Raw genomic sequence first — 13,654 nt, forward strand, 5'->3', positions numbered from 1 at the left:
GCGCCGATGTTGTGGGCCTGCATAGCGTTGCCGCAGCTGGCACTGGACGGTGTCCTCCGTCGTCGTGCGGACGCGGGCCCGCTGGTGCTGGTGGCCGGCACCGGACATGCGCGCAGCATCGTGGCGGCGAACGCGGCCGCGCGCGAGGCCGGCCTGCGCGTGGGCCAGCGACTGAGCGCGGCGCAGGCGCTGCTGGCGCAATTCGAGGCCTTGCCGTACCAGCCTGAGCGGGTCGATCAGTGGCACCGGTTCCTGGCCGCGGTGGCCTATCGCTACAGCGCCGAGGTGAGCCTGCTGCCGCAGGCGATCGTGCTGGAGGTTAGCCGTAGCCTGAATCTGTTCGGTTCGTGGCCGCGGCTGGAAAGCCTGCTGCGCGCCGATCTCGATGCGCTGGGTTTCCACCACCGGATCAGCGCCGCACCCACGCCGCATGCGGCGCATGTGCTGGCCGGTGTCGCCGATGGCCAGGCGGTGCTCACAGACGAGCATCTGCGCCGCGCGTTGCAGCGCATCCCGCTCTCGCAGAGCTACCTGCCCGCGGCGACGGCCGAGGCCTTGCCGGGCATGGGCATCCGCAGCCTGGGCCAGCTGCTGGCGCTGCCGCGCGACGGCTTGCGCCGGCGTTTCGGTGCGGGGTTGCTGCTCGCGCTGGATCGCCTGACCGGCGCGGTCCCGGCCGGCCTGGAAGCGTATCGGCCACCCGACCGCTTCGATCTGCGCATCGAGCTGACGCACGAAGTCGAAGCCATTGGCGCGCTGGTCTTTCCGCTGCGTCGCATGACGTCCGATCTGTCCGCCTATCTGGCCGGTCGCGACGGCGGCGTGCAGCGTTTCACGTTGCAGCTGGAACATCGCGAGGGACACACCGAGGTGAAGGTGGGCCTGCTCGCGCCCGAGCGCGAGGCCGGCATGCTGTTCGAACTGGCGCGCGCGCGGCTGGAGCAGGTGCAACTGCCGCAACCGGTCATCGCCATGCGCCTGCTCGCGCGCGATCTGCCTGCGTTCGTGCCGGCCGGCCGCGACCTGTTCGACGAGCGTCCCGCCAATGCGTTGCCGATCGAACAGTTGCGCGAACGCCTGCGTGCCCGGCTGGGCGATTGCGCTGTGCATCAACTGGGCAGCACCACCGATCCGCGGCCCGAGCTGGCGCAGAAGGTGACGACTCACGACGACGGCTGGCGGGAACCCTCGCCACGACCAACCTGGCTGTTCGAACGGCCGATTCCCCTGCGTGGTGCCGCGCCGCAGATCCTGGCCGGCCCCGAGCGGCTGGAAACCGGCTGGTGGGATGGCGGCGAGGTGTGCCGCGACTACTACGTGGTGGAAACCGCGCAAGGCCAGCGCGGCTGGGCGTTCTGTGCGCCGGGCGAGCGCGACGGCTGGATGCTGCACGGCTGGTTCGCATGAACGCGTATGCCGAACTGCATTGCCTGTCGAACTTCTCGTTCGGCCGCGGCGCGTCCAGTGCGCGCGAACTGTTCGAGCGCGCGAAGGCCTGCGGCTACGAGGCGCTGGCGATCACCGACGAGTGTTCGCTGGCCGGCATCGTGCGCGCGCTGGAGGCTTCGCGGGCCACCGGCATGAAACTGATCGTGGGCGCCGAATTCCAGCTCGATGATGGCCCCAGGCTGGTGCTGCTGTGCGAGAACAAGGCCGGCTATACCGCGCTGTGCGGGTTGATCACCCGCGGTCGCCGCGCCTCGGCCAAGGGCACGTATCGCCTGGGTTGCGCCGATCTGGCCGATGGCGTGCCGGGTACCTTCGCGCTGTGGCTGCCCGGACGTGAGCCCGATCCCACGTATGGTCGCTGGATGCGCAACACCTTCGCTGGGCGGGCGTGGCTGGCGGTGGAGCTGCATCACGGACCCGACGACGCCGGGCGCCTGCACGACCTGCAGCAACTCGGGCACGGCCTTGGCCTGCCGCTGGTTGCCGCCGGCGACGTGCACATGCACGTGCGTCGCCGGCTTGCGCTGCAGAACACGCTGACCGCGATCCGCCATCGCGTGCCGCTGGCCGAAGCCGGCGCGCTGATCTTCCGCAACGGCGAGCGCCACCTGCGCCGGCGCGAGGCGCTGGCGGCGATCTACCCGGCCGCGCTGATGCTCGAAAGCACCGCCATCGCCGCGCGCTGCACGTTCAGCCTCGACGAACTGAAATACCGCTATCCCGCCGAGCTGGTGCCCGAAGGCCACAGCGCGACCAGCTGGCTGCGGTACCTCACTGAAAAAGGCATGCACTGGCGCTGGCCGGATGGCGTGCCGGAGAAGGTTCGCGCGCAGATCGAGCACGAACTTGGGCTGATCGAGTATCTGAAGTACGAGTCGTATTTCCTCACCGTGCAGGACATCGTGCACTTTGCCCGCAACAAGGGGATTCTCTGCCAGGGCCGCGGTTCGGCGGCGAACTCCGCCGTGTGTTTCGCGCTCGGCGTCACCGAGGTCGACCCGGCGCGGGTGAACCTGCTGGTGGAGCGTTTCATCAGCAGGGAGCGCAACGAGCCGCCCGACATCGACGTGGATTTCGAGCACGAGCGGCGCGAGGAGGTGATCCAGTACATCTACGCCAAGTACGGTCGCGAGCGTGCCGCGCTGGCGGCCACGGTGATCTGCTATCGCGGCAGGAGCGCGGTGCGCGACGTGGCCAAGGCGCTAGGCCTGCCGCCGGACCAGGTGGATCAGCTGAGCGGCATCTTCGGCTGGCGCGGTGAGCAATCGTTGGACGAGCGCCTGCGCGAACACGGTTTCGAGCCGCAGGGCGCGGTGCTGCGCCGGGTGCTGAAACTCACCGCCGAGTTGCGCGACATGCCGCGGCACCTGTCGCAGCACGTGGGCGGCTTCGTGATCAGCGACGCGCCGCTGGCCGAGCTGGTGCCGGTGGAGAACGCGGCGATGGCCGATCGCACCATCATCCAGTGGGACAAGGACGACCTGGACACGATGCGCCTGCTCAAGGTGGATTGCCTGGCGCTGGGCATGCTGAGCTGCGTGCGTCGCTGCCTGGATCTGCTGCGCGCGCATCGCGGCCAGGATTACAGCCTGGCGACGCTGCCGGCCGAAGATCCGCGAACGTACGAGATGATCCAGCGCGCCGACACCATCGGCGTGTTCCAGATCGAGAGCCGCGCGCAGATGGCGATGCTGCCGCGGCATCGCCCGGAAAATTTCTACGACCTGGTGATCCAGGTGGCGATCGTGCGGCCCGGCCCGATCCAGGGCGACATGGTGCATCCGTACCTGCGCCGCCGCCGCGGCGAGGAGCCGGTGGACTATCCGTCGGAGGATCTGAAGGACGTATTCGAACGCACGCTGGGTGTGCCGCTGTTCCAGGAGCAGGTGATGAAGCTGGCGATCGTGGCGGCCGGTTACACGGCCGGCGAAGCCGACCAGCTGCGCCGCGCGATGGCGGCGTGGAAGCGCCATGGCGGCATGGAGCACCACCGCGAACGGATCATCCGCGGCATGCTCGAACGCGGCTATACGGCCGAGTTCGCCGCACGGCTGTTCGAGCAGATCAAGGGCTTCGGCAGCTACGGTTTTCCAGAGAGCCATGCGGCCAGTTTCGCCGGCATCGTCTACGCCAGCTGCTGGCTGAAATGCCACGAGCCGGCCGCGTTCGCCTGCGCCCTGCTCAACGCGCAGCCGATGGGCTTCTACGGGCCCAGCCAGATCGTGCAGGACGCGCAGCGCCACGGCATCGCGGTGCGCCCGGTCGACGTGCGCCACAGCGACTGGGACTGCACGCTGGAGGACGACGCATGCGATCAGCCGGCGCTGCGGCTGGGCCTGCGCCAAGTGCGCGGTTTTCGCGAAGACGTGGCTGGGCGGATGTCGGCGGCGCGCGCCGCGCGTGCCTTCGTCGACGTGACGGATCTGTGCGCCCGCACCGGCATCGACCGCCGCCAGCAGGAACTGCTGGCCGAGGCGGGCGCCTTGCGCGGCCTGGCGGGTCATCGCCATCGGGCGAAGTGGGCGGTGGCCGGCGTCGAGCCGCAGCTGCCGTTGTTCGGACGCGCCAGCCCGGCGGAAGAGGCCATCGTGCTGCCGGTGCCGTCGGTCGCGGAAAACCTGCAGTCGGACTATGCGCGTACCGGCCTCAGCCTCGGCCCGCATCCGCTGCAACTGATCCGTTCGCGCCTGCGCGCGGCGCGTTTCGCCGACTCGCGCAGCCTGCGTGGCCAGCGGCATCAGAGCCTGGTGCGCGCCGCCGGCCTGGTCACCCAGCGCCAGCGCCCGCAGACCGCCAGCGGCGTCACCTTCATCACCATCGAAGACGAACACGGCGCCATCAACGTGGTGGTCTGGAGCCAGGTCGCCGAACGGCAGCGGCGTGCGTATCTGGAGGCGCGCCTGCTCGGCGTGGAAGGGCAATGGGAGTGCGTCGACGGCGTGGCCCACCTGATCGCCCGGCGGCTCACCGACATGAGCGCGTGGCTGGGCGAGCTGGACAGTCGCTCGCGCGATTTCCATTGAATGTTCCGCATGCGCAACCCGTGCGCTGTCGCGCGCCGCGGAATCGGGTAGGCTGACGCCACCGTCGCGACCGGCATGGGGATGCCGTCGCGCGGTTCTCTTTCCAATCCGGGGGATTTATGGGTACTTCTTCGTTGGCTGCATTGGCCGGCATGGGCCTGTTCGCCATGCTGGTGATGATCGTGGTGGGCATCCTGGTGGCGGCACTGGTGCTGAGCGTCGCCTTCCGGCTGGTGGTCGGCGTCATGCCGTCCTACCTGCGTGCGCTGGGCGCGGTGGTGCTGAGCTGGATCGCGGGCGCCGTGGCGATGGTGATCATCGGCATGGTCAGCTCCGGTGGCGGCGGCGGACTGCTGTCGCTGATCGTGCAATTCCTGGTCGGCGCCTTCGTGGTGAACTATCTGCTGCTGTCGCAGAACGGCAGCCAGATCGGCTTCGGCAAGGCCTGTCTGGTGCAGGTGATCTACCTGGTGATCTTCCTGGTGCTGGCGATGATCTTCGCTGCCCTGATGGCGGTGTTCTTCGGCAGCATGCTGGCGCACGGATGATGCATCGAAGGGGCGGGACACCCGCCCCTTCGCCGTGTTTCAGGCCAGGCTGGTGGCCACGCCGAAGCTGATCGCCATGATCGCGGCCACCGCCATGCAGGCGCTGCCAGGGCGGATGCGGCGGGCGTCGATGCGCGGCACCAGCCGCCACAGCAGGACGGTGCCGATCAGCATGTCCAGCACCAGCATCCAGCGCAGCAGGCCGGAACTCAGCAGCGCGCCGTAGGGCGGGTGCAGGTGGCCTTCATAAGCGGCCACGCCGACGACCAGCAGCAGGCCGGTCATCGTCCACAGCAGGCAGGCCAGGTAGATGCGGTTGAACACCACCGCGCAGCGTTCGGTCCAGCGCATCACCGACCAGCCGATCAGGGCGAACACCAGCGCAGCCATGCTGCTGTAGAGCACCCACCACAGCAGGGTGCTGATCACCGTAAGAAGCGTCATGTGATCTGCTTGAACCCCAGTTTGCGAAACAGCTTGGCCATCAGCCAGGCCGGGCCGACCAGCAGATAGGACAGATCGGTGAGGAAACTGGGCTTGCGGCCTTCATATTTGTGCCCGATGAACTGGCCGATCCAGGCCACCACGAACACGCCGATCGCGAGGTAGCACAGCTGCGCGGCGCCGAGCCGGTAGTACAGGAAATTGGTGAGCAGGCCGAACAGGGCGAACACGACCAGCAGGCCGAGCGCCAGCCGATGCGAGCGCCGCCAGTACCAGTAGAACGCCAGCACCATCACCAGCACCGCCCACGAGCCGGGACGCAACTGGCTGATCGGCACCGGGATCGCCCACAGCAGCGCGATCACCGACCACAGGATCGGCGGCACGCAGAACCAGTGGAACACCTGGTTGGTCGGGTTCTGGTGGTCGCTGCTGTAGCTGTCGAGCCAGTCCTGCATGGTGCGCATGGCGTTCCCCGTTGAACGTTTCAGTCGAGCCGGATGCCTGCCAGTCGCTGCAGGGCCTCGGCATATTTGGCGGCGGTGCGGGCGATCACGTCGTCCGGAATCACCGGGCCGGGCGCGGTCTTGTTCCAGTCCTGCGTCTCCAGCCAGTCGCGCACGAACTGCTTGTCGTAGCTGGGCGGACTGATGCCCACGCGGTATTCGTCGGCAGGCCAGAAGCGCGAGGAATCCGGCGTCAGCATCTCGTCCATCACGTACAGCTTGCCGCTGGCATCGGTGCCGAACTCGAACTTGGTGTCGGCGATGATGATGCCACGTTCGGCCGCATAGGCGGCTGCCCAGCGATAGATCGCCAGGGTGGCGTCGCGCACCTGGCCGGCCAGTTCGCCGCCGACCGCATCGATCACCGCGTCGAAGCTGACGTTCTCGTCGTGGTCGCCCACCGCGGCCTTGGTCGACGGCGTGAAGATCGGTTCGGGCAGTTGCTGCGCCTGCTGCAGGCCGGCGGGCAGGGCGATGCCGCACAGCGCGCCGGTGGCCCGGTAATCCTTCCAGCCCGAACCGATCAGGTAGCCACGGGCGATGCATTCCACCGGCACCGGCTTCAGCCGCCGCGTCACCACCGCGCGCTTTTCGTACAGCGCGAGATCGGTGCCCGGCGGCAGCACGTCGGCCAGCGGCACGTCGAGCAGGTGGTTCGGCACCAGGTGGGCGGTCTTGCCGAACCAGAAATTGGACATCTGGGTGAGCATTTCGCCCTTGCCCGGGATCGGGTTGGGCAGCACCACGTCGAATGCCGACAGGCGATCGGTGGCCACCATCAGCAGGCGGTCGTCGTCCAGCGCATAGACATCCCGCACCTTGCCGCGGTGGATCAGTTCGAGTCCGGGAAGGTTCGATTGCGGCAGGATGGTGGGCACGGCAGCGGGTTCCACATGGCGGGGAAGCGCCCATTCTAGCCGTTGCGGCACCGTCGCCGGTAACGCGCTGTGGGGTTTCGGGGGCACTGCTAGAATTGGCGTCCTTTGGCCCCATGTGTTGCCGATGCGCATTCCATTGATCGCGGTGCTGGTCCTGCTCGCCGCCCCCACGCTCCACGCCGGCACGCCGGCAGCCCCGGCCCGGCTCGGTCTGTGTGCCGCTTGCCACGGTGCCGACGGCCACGCCAGCATGCCCGGCGTGCCGAACCTGGCCGGGCAGCGGCTGGACTATCTGCGCGACGCGCTGAAGCAGTACCGCGACGGCCGCCGCAACATCCCGGTGATGCGCGCCGCGATCGGCCCGGTCAGCGACGCCGAGCTCGACGCGCTGGCGCGCTGGTACAGCGCGCAGCTTCCCCAACCGCAAGCCCAACCGCAAGGGCAGCCATGAGCTTCACTTATACGCTGTGGTTCGCGTTCTTCGGACTGATCATCGGCCACCTGCCCGGTGCGGTCACCGGCGCGGTGCTCGGTTTCATCTTCGACAACATGCGCTACAGCCAGCGCAAGAACGCCACGCCGGAAGCCGGCGGTTTCGTGGGCCCGCTGTTCACCCTGCTGGGCGCGGTGGCGAAGTCCGACGGCCGCGTGTCGGAGCAGGAGATCGCGATCGCCGAACGGCTGATGACGCGAATGAACCTGGATGCCGAGCTGCGCAAGCAGGCGGTGGTCAGTTTCAACGTGGGCAAACAGCCGGAGTTCGACGTCACTCGCACCATCGCCGAGTTGCGCAACTGGGTCGGCCTGCGTCGCGACCATGCCTTCCCCGTGCTCGACGTGGTGATCGAGACGGTGCTGGCCGAAGGCAATCCGCCGCCGGAGAAGATGTCGATCCTGCGCCAGCTTGCCTTCGCCCTGCGCATCAGCGACATGGAGCTGATGGCGCTGATGGCGATGAAGGGCTACGCGTGGAATGCCGGCCCCGGCGGTCCGCGCGGCGGCAACCAGCATTACGGCAGCGGCGGTGGCTACGTGCCGCCGCAGCGCACCCCGCAGGGGCCGGACCCGTACGCGGTGCTGGGCATCGACCGCAACGCCGACGAACGCGCGATCAAGCGCGCCTACCGCAAGCTGATCTCCGAACACCACCCCGACCGCCTCGGCGACCTGCCCGAAGACATGCGCAAGCGCGCCGAATCGCGCGCCAGCGAGATCAATGCGGCGTACGACCGGATCAAAGAGCAGCGCGGGTTCAAATAAAGTGAGATGTTCTCCCTCCCCTGCCTGCAGGGGAGGGCCGGGGTGGGGTCGCTCTTGATCTTCAAGTCAAAAGCGCGCCCCCTCACCTGAAGGACTTCTTTCGGTCGCCAACCTCTCCCTGCTGCGCAGGTGGAGGAGCCAGACGGCCATGTCGTGGCAGACTTTGCACTCCGTACTTACCCTCATTCCGGCAACTACCATGCCCAAGCAATCCCCCATCATCGCCCCCTCCATCCTCGCCGCCGATTTCGCGCGGCTCGGCGAGGACACCGCCGCGGCGCTGGCAGCCGGTGCCGACTGGGTGCACTTCGACGTGATGGACAACCATTACGTGCCGAATCTCACGATCGGGCCGATGGTGCTGCAGTCGCTGCGCAAGTTCGGCATCACCGCGCCGATCGACGTGCATCTGATGGTCAAGCCGGTGGACCGCATCGTGCCGGACTTCGCCAAGGCCGGCGCCAGCCTGATCAGCTTCCATCCGGAGGCCAGCGAACACATCGACCGCACGCTCGGCCTGATCAGGGAATCCGGTTGCCAGGCCGGCCTGGTGTTCAATCCGGCCACGCCGCTGGATCATCTCGACTACGTGATGGACAAGCTCGACATGATCCTGATCATGTCGGTGAACCCGGGTTTCGGCGGCCAGAAATTCATCCCCGGCACGCTGGACAAGCTGCGCCAGGTGCGCGAGCGGATCGAGGCCAGCGGCCGCGACATCCGGCTCGAAGTGGATGGCGGTGTCACCGCGCAGAACATCGGTGCGATCGCCGCCGCCGGCGCCGACACCTTCGTGGCCGGCTCGGCGATCTTCCACGCCGCGGACTATCGCGCCGAGATCGAGGCCATGCACCGGGCGATTGCCGGATCGCGCACATAAAAATCCCGACGCAGTGAACGGCTGCGCCGGGATAAACGTCGTCGGAGACGTGAGAGGAAACACCATGATTGGTGTGCCGGCACGGCCACTATGGGGAGGGACTCACGCCGTGCCGGCACGTTCCACGGCAAGGAACCGCACCAATCACAAGTTCTGACCGGGCTGGTCGGCTTTGGTTCCCGCGATGCGGGGCGAAACCGCCGCGCCGTCATTCAGTTTCAGCCGGCGCGCCTGCACCACGTAGCGCAGCGGGCCGCCCGGAACCACCGCATCGAACGGATAGCAGGTGACCAGCCACAGCCCGTCCATGCTGTCGCGGGGCGGAACGCGCGCCTGCCGACTGTCGATGACGCGGCTGTCCGTCACCACGTAGTCGCTGCTGCCGCGCGGGCCGTCCAGGGCCAGCCGGTCGCCCGGGCGCAGCGAGGGCAGGAAGCGGAACTGGGTGTCGCGATGCGCGCTGATCACGCCGAGTCCCGCGGCGCCCGGGCGCGCGCCGCCGGTACTCCAGCCCGGGCCGAACGCCAGCGCCTGGCCGCTGTCGCCATCCAGCACGATCAGGTCCTGATGCAGGCGCGGTACGCGCAGCCGCGCCAGCGGGGCGATGTCGGCCCACGGCCACGGCCGCTGGGAGATCCGTCCGTGATCGGAGCGCGTCCAAGCCCGCTCCAGCAGCAGCTGTGCCAGCGCGGCCTTGGCGTGAATCCAGACGCCGTCCAGGCCCAGTCCCGCGGCCAGCATCAGCGCGCCGAACATCAGCGCGCGCCATGCCCGCTGCCGGATCATCGGCATGCCCGTTGCCGCCACCACGCCAGCGCCGCCAGCAGCAGCGCCAGCAGGGCCAGCCAGAGTTCCAGCTCGGCCGCCGTGGCGGTTTGCGCGAAGTGGGTGCCGACGGGCATCACGTTGGGAATCTGCTGGTGCTTCAGTGCGGCATCGGCGCTGCGCGCCGGGGTCTGGTCCACCGCCACCAGGCTGGTATAGGCGCTGACCAGATGGGCGTCCAGCGCGGTGCGGGTGATCGCCTCGACCAGCTCCGGCGCATCGCCGCCGCGGGCCAGCTGGTCGGACAGGTCGGCGATGCGCGACTGCGCCCACAGCCGATCCAGTCCCGCGGCCGGCCTGGCGGCGGACAGATCCGCGGGCACCGTCCACGCCTGCTCGGCCAGCTGGCCGTGCACCTGCACGCGGTCGACCGGCGCGGCCAGCCTGGCGGTGACCAGCAGCGGCTCGCCCAGGTACAGGTCGGGCAACTGCCGCGGATAGACGTCGCTGCCGGCCGGCCAGTCCACCTTGAGGTCGCGCAGGGCAGGGTGGTCCAGCCGGGCCAGCAGGCTGACCATCGCCTTGCCCACGTTGCCGGTGTCGGTGACCAGGGTTTCGCTGCCGCGGCCATGACGCGCGGCGGCCTGCAGGAAGCCCGCGTTCGGCGCATTGCCGATGCCGATCGGGAACAGTCGCGAATCACCCAGCTGCTCGTCGATCAACTGCATCAGGCCGTTCGGATCGTCGACCGCGCCGTCGGTGGCGAACAGCACCTGGCGCACGTAGCCGGGCGGCGCGTGGCCGGCCAGCGCGAAGCGCAGCGCCGGCGCCATCTCGGTGCCGCCGTTGGCCTGCAACTGGTCGACCCAGGCGCGGGCTTTCTGCAACGCCTCGGGCGTGGCGGCCACCGCTTCGCTGGACCACGGGTTCAGTGTCGAATTGAATTCGGCCACGTTGAAGCGGTCGCCCGGCTGCAGCTGGCTCAGCGCCAGGTCCAGCGCCGCGCGCGCCTGGCGGATCGATTCGCCGCCCATCGAGCCGGAGGTGTCGATGATCAGGATCAGCTCGCGCGGCAGGCGCTGCGCCTGTTGCTGCGGCGGCATCAGCATCAGCATCGTGTAATGGGCGCCGTCGATGTCCTGGCGGAAGCTGGCCACGTTGGGCTGGGTTTGCGGCTGCGGCTGCCAGCTCAGCATGAAGTCGCGGTCCGGCAGCACGCTGGCGTCGCGCAGGCGGATGTCCCAGCGCTGGTCGTGCCGCGTGCTGATGATCGCGTGACTGGAGCTGTCCACGCTGGCCAGTGGCACGCCGGCATCCAGCTGCACCGCGATGTGCGTGCGCAGCGGCGCCTGCGCGTTGTCGTCGGCAAACACCTGCGGCGTGTCGATGCCGGCGTCGCCGGGCCGGGCGCCGTCGCGCATGTGGTAGCGCGGGGTGAAGGTCAGCGGAAAGCGCAGCGAGAACCTGCCCGCGCTGTAGTCGACGCGCTGCCAGTAGCGCAGCACGATCGTCACCGTTTCGCCCGGCGCCACGTTGGTCACCGCGGTGCGGAACAGGTTGCCCTCGTCGGCCTCGACCAGGGCCGCGCGCTTGCCGCTGTTGCGGGCCTGTTCGAACACCTTCTTCGCCGCTTCCTTGCGCTGGATGTCGGCCACGACGCGGCGTTCGCCGATCTCCAGCGACATCGAATACACCGCCGCACCGTCGGGCAGCGGCAGCAGGTACTGCGCCTCCAGCCAGTCCTTGCCGCTGTTGCGGAACTGCTGGCGCAGCTGGACTTCGGCAACCAGCCCGCTGACCTTGTACTCGACATCGGTGTCGAGACTGGCAAGCGCCTGCAACTGGCCGCTGGCATCGCGCCAGCGCAGCTCGCCGCTGCCCGGTTCGGTGGCGTGCGCGGCGAGCCCGAACGAGGGCCCGGCGAACAGCAGCCCGGCGAACAGCAGCAGGTGAAAGAAGAGTCTGGATGATGCGCGCATGGCCGTCCCTTGGTCGTTGGCGGGGTTGTTGGCGGGTGCTACGGCTGCATTGCCGCATCCGGCGCGGCGCGGGCCGCGTCGGGAATGCGGCGGCTTGCGGCGCAATCGGGGCAGAACGATGGCAGGCGCTACGGACAAAAAAATCCCCTCGCGAGGAGGGGACAAGGAACCACCATGGAGGACGGAACGGGGGAGGTCGGAACTAAAGCGGCTGCCAGTCCGCGTCGGGCTCGTCCTGGCCAACGCCCGCTGCGCTTCCCTGCGCAGCGAACGTGCCAGTGCCTTCCACGGCGGGCGGAAGCAGGCGGAACAGGGGGAATCGGTGGAGGGTCATGACAGTCTCCCGAATCAGGGGTGGAGCATCAGACGCCGAGCAGCAGGCCCAGCAGCAGGGCGCCCAGCGCCAGGGTGATGCGCAGCGGTTCGAAGCCGTGCAGTTCGGCATTCGCGTCGCGCGGGTCGGTATCGAGTTTCATGAGTTTTCTCGTCGGGGGGACGACTCCATCAAAACGCCGGTGGCGGCGCGTGCGGCGGCGGCGAGCGGCCGGTTTGCCGTTCGCTTGTGGCAAAACGCGGGCATTCGTCGCCGATGGCTTGCGTCCGGGTGCTTCGCATAGCACGCTGCGCCCACCATTCGAAGGGAACGCATCATGGGCCGCAGCATTGCCATCGTCGAAGACGAACCGTTGATCCGCGCCAACTACGTCGAGGCGCTGAACCGCTTCGGCTACGACGCGCGGGGCTACGGCTCGCGCCAGGAGGCGTCCAGCGCATTCGCGATGAAGCTGCCCGAGCTGGTGATCATCGACATCGGCCTGGGCGACGAGCCGGAAGGCGGTTTCGACCTGTGCCGCGAGCTGCGCGCGAAATCCTCGACGCTGCCGCTGATCTTCCTCACCGCGCGCGATTCGGATTTCGACGTGATCTCCGGCCTGCGCCTGGGCGCCGACGACTACCTCAGCAAGGACACCAGCCTGCACCAGCTGGCCGCGCGCATCGCCGCGCTGTTCCGCCGCATCGAATCGCTGAAGGCGCCGGCTTCCAGCGAGACGGTGATCGAGCACGGCCCGCTGAAGCTGGAATCCGAGCGCATGCGGATCACCTGGAACGACGAGGAGATCCCGCTCACCGTCACCGAGTTCTGGATGGTGCACACGTTGATCCGCTTCCCCGGCCACGTGAAGAACCGCGACCAGCTGATGCGCGAGGCGGAACTCGTCGTGGACGATGCCACCATCACCTCGCACATCAAGCGCATCCGCAAGAAGTTCATCGCGGTGGCGCCGGAGTTCGACGCGATCGAGACCGTGCACGGCGTGGGCTACCGGTGGAAGCCGTGACGCGTGGCGCATGGCTGGTCGTGGCGTTGTGCGGATGGGCCACGCTGGCGCAAGCCGCCACGCCGATGGATGACGTGCTGGCCCGCGGCGCCCGCGACGGCAGCGCTCCCGCATGGGCGATCAGCGTGGCCACACCGGCCGGCTGGACGCGCGACTGCTGCACCTACGCCCGCGCCATCGGCGTCAATGCGGTGCTGTACCAGGGCGAATGGAGCGGCAAGCCGCAGCGGGTGATGGTGCTCAACGTGTGGCCGCGCGAGCTGGGCACGCTGGCCGATGAAGTGCAGGCCGATCGCAAGCGCTACCTGCAGCACGACCCGGCCGGCAAGACCTCCACCTTCGTCGTGCGCCATCCGGCGATGCCGTGCGAGGCTTCGGTGTACGAAGGCAGCGACCACGTCGACGACGTGCTGGTGTTCTGCGACCCCGGCGCCGCCAGCGGCGTGCGGCTGAGCTGGTCGATGGCCTTCGACGATGCCGATCCCGCGCGCCAGGCGCTGCTCGATGACTTCATGCGCGTGGTGGTGGCCAGCCGCTGGATGAAGGACACCGCGGCGCCGGCCACGCATGCGCCCTGATCTT

13 protein-coding genes are annotated in these 13,654 nt (G+C 68.6%); 8 read left to right on the forward strand and 5 right to left on the reverse strand.

All coding sequences use genetic code 11. From position 1 onward, the window contains the following. Window positions 1–6: 6 nt before the first annotated feature. From I6J77_RS02685 to I6J77_RS02695, 3 genes are all read left to right on the forward strand, one after another. On the forward strand, window positions 7–1,407 hold the full coding sequence (locus tag I6J77_RS02685) for a DNA polymerase Y family protein (protein WP_204110475.1): 1,401 nt from the start codon (window positions 7–9) through the stop codon (window positions 1,405–1,407). After that, window positions 1,404–4,472: an error-prone DNA polymerase gene (locus tag I6J77_RS02690; protein WP_204110476.1), complete on the forward strand. Its 3,069-nt coding sequence runs from the start codon at window positions 1,404–1,406 to the stop codon at window positions 4,470–4,472. The genes I6J77_RS02685 and I6J77_RS02690 overlap by 4 nt, the downstream gene beginning before the upstream one ends. A gap of 119 nt (window positions 4,473–4,591) precedes the next feature. Continuing rightward, window positions 4,592–5,020 (forward strand): hypothetical protein, encoded by a 429-nt coding sequence (locus I6J77_RS02695; protein WP_056763701.1) that lies wholly within the window; start codon window positions 4,592–4,594, stop codon window positions 5,018–5,020. Between the two features lie 39 nt (window positions 5,021–5,059). Here the strand turns inward: I6J77_RS02695 and I6J77_RS02700 are convergent, their stop codons facing one another. The 3 genes from I6J77_RS02700 to I6J77_RS02710 are packed head-to-tail and all read right to left on the reverse strand — an operon-like array spanning window position 5,060 to window position 6,848. Beyond that, window positions 5,060–5,464, reverse strand: a complete 405-nt coding sequence (locus I6J77_RS02700) for a hypothetical protein (protein ID WP_056715349.1) — start codon at window positions 5,462–5,464, stop codon at window positions 5,060–5,062. Next, window positions 5,461–5,931, reverse strand: a complete 471-nt coding sequence (locus I6J77_RS02705; RefSeq protein ID WP_204110477.1) for a DUF962 domain-containing protein — start codon at window positions 5,929–5,931, stop codon at window positions 5,461–5,463. Before I6J77_RS02705 ends, I6J77_RS02700 begins: the two co-directional genes overlap by 4 nt. 20 nt (window positions 5,932–5,951) lie before the next feature. Next, window positions 5,952–6,848 (reverse strand): phosphoribosylaminoimidazolesuccinocarboxamide synthase, encoded by an 897-nt coding sequence (locus I6J77_RS02710; protein WP_204110478.1) that lies wholly within the window; start codon window positions 6,846–6,848, stop codon window positions 5,952–5,954. Between the two features lie 124 nt (window positions 6,849–6,972). Between I6J77_RS02710 and I6J77_RS02715 the strand changes: the two genes are divergently transcribed. From I6J77_RS02715 to rpe, 3 genes are all read left to right on the forward strand, one after another. Further along, complete coding sequence (locus I6J77_RS02715) at window positions 6,973–7,299, forward strand: c-type cytochrome (RefSeq protein WP_007807366.1); 327 nt, start codon at window positions 6,973–6,975, stop codon at window positions 7,297–7,299. Beyond that, window positions 7,296–8,108: a co-chaperone DjlA gene (gene djlA / locus I6J77_RS02720; protein WP_056715359.1), complete on the forward strand. Its 813-nt coding sequence runs from the start codon at window positions 7,296–7,298 to the stop codon at window positions 8,106–8,108. The genes I6J77_RS02715 and djlA overlap by 4 nt, the downstream gene beginning before the upstream one ends. 199 nt (window positions 8,109–8,307) lie before the next feature. Continuing rightward, window positions 8,308–8,988 carry a ribulose-phosphate 3-epimerase gene (gene rpe / locus I6J77_RS02725; protein WP_007807364.1) on the forward strand — a complete coding sequence of 227 codons (681 nt, stop codon included), beginning with the start codon at window positions 8,308–8,310 and terminating at the stop codon, window positions 8,986–8,988. A gap of 144 nt (window positions 8,989–9,132) precedes the next feature. On the opposite strand, the gene I6J77_RS02730 is transcribed toward rpe, so the two are convergent. Continuing rightward, window positions 9,133–9,780 (reverse strand): class GN sortase, encoded by a 648-nt coding sequence (locus tag I6J77_RS02730; RefSeq protein WP_204110479.1) that lies wholly within the window; start codon window positions 9,778–9,780, stop codon window positions 9,133–9,135. Continuing rightward, window positions 9,771–11,732 (reverse strand): marine proteobacterial sortase target protein, encoded by a 1,962-nt coding sequence (locus tag I6J77_RS02735; RefSeq protein ID WP_204110480.1) that lies wholly within the window; start codon window positions 11,730–11,732, stop codon window positions 9,771–9,773. Before I6J77_RS02735 ends, I6J77_RS02730 begins: the two co-directional genes overlap by 10 nt. Before the next feature lie 650 nt (window positions 11,733–12,382). On the opposite strand from I6J77_RS02735, the gene pdsR reads away from it, so the two are divergent. Further along, window positions 12,383–13,072, forward strand: coding sequence for a proteobacterial dedicated sortase system response regulator (pdsR, locus tag I6J77_RS02740; RefSeq protein ID WP_007807361.1), 690 nt, complete (start codon window positions 12,383–12,385; stop codon window positions 13,070–13,072). Continuing rightward, a complete protein-coding gene (locus I6J77_RS02745; protein ID WP_204110481.1) occupies window positions 13,069–13,650 on the forward strand; it encodes a hypothetical protein in 582 nt (193 codons plus the stop codon). Before pdsR ends, I6J77_RS02745 begins: the two co-directional genes overlap by 4 nt. Window positions 13,651–13,654 lie beyond the last annotated feature (4 nt).

The sequence above is a fragment of the Rhodanobacter sp. FDAARGOS 1247 genome (assembly GCF_016889805.1).
GTDB lineage: Bacteria > Pseudomonadota > Gammaproteobacteria > Xanthomonadales > Rhodanobacteraceae > Rhodanobacter.

Excerpts from the sequence above, each read along its gene's own strand:
- pdsR (WP_007807361.1), top strand. The coding sequence starts at position 12,383 with ATGGGCCGCAGCATTGCCATCGTCGAAGACGAACCGTTGATCCGCGCC.
- djlA (WP_056715359.1), top strand. The coding sequence starts at position 7,296 with ATGAGCTTCACTTATACGCTGTGGTTCGCGTTCTTCGGACTGATCATC.
- I6J77_RS02700 (WP_056715349.1), bottom strand. The coding sequence starts at position 5,464 with ATGACGCTTCTTACGGTGATCAGCACCCTGCTGTGGTGGGTGCTCTAC.
- rpe (WP_007807364.1), top strand. The coding sequence starts at position 8,308 with ATGCCCAAGCAATCCCCCATCATCGCCCCCTCCATCCTCGCCGCCGAT.
- I6J77_RS02695 (WP_056763701.1), top strand. The coding sequence starts at position 4,592 with ATGGGTACTTCTTCGTTGGCTGCATTGGCCGGCATGGGCCTGTTCGCC.
- I6J77_RS02735 (WP_204110480.1), bottom strand. The coding sequence starts at position 11,732 with ATGCGCGCATCATCCAGACTCTTCTTTCACCTGCTGCTGTTCGCCGGG.
- I6J77_RS02715 (WP_007807366.1), top strand. The coding sequence starts at position 6,973 with ATGCGCATTCCATTGATCGCGGTGCTGGTCCTGCTCGCCGCCCCCACG.
- I6J77_RS02705 (WP_204110477.1), bottom strand. The coding sequence starts at position 5,931 with ATGCGCACCATGCAGGACTGGCTCGACAGCTACAGCAGCGACCACCAG.
- I6J77_RS02685 (WP_204110475.1), top strand. The coding sequence starts at position 7 with ATGTTGTGGGCCTGCATAGCGTTGCCGCAGCTGGCACTGGACGGTGTC.
- I6J77_RS02730 (WP_204110479.1), bottom strand. The coding sequence starts at position 9,780 with ATGCCGATGATCCGGCAGCGGGCATGGCGCGCGCTGATGTTCGGCGCG.
- I6J77_RS02690 (WP_204110476.1), top strand. The coding sequence starts at position 1,404 with ATGAACGCGTATGCCGAACTGCATTGCCTGTCGAACTTCTCGTTCGGC.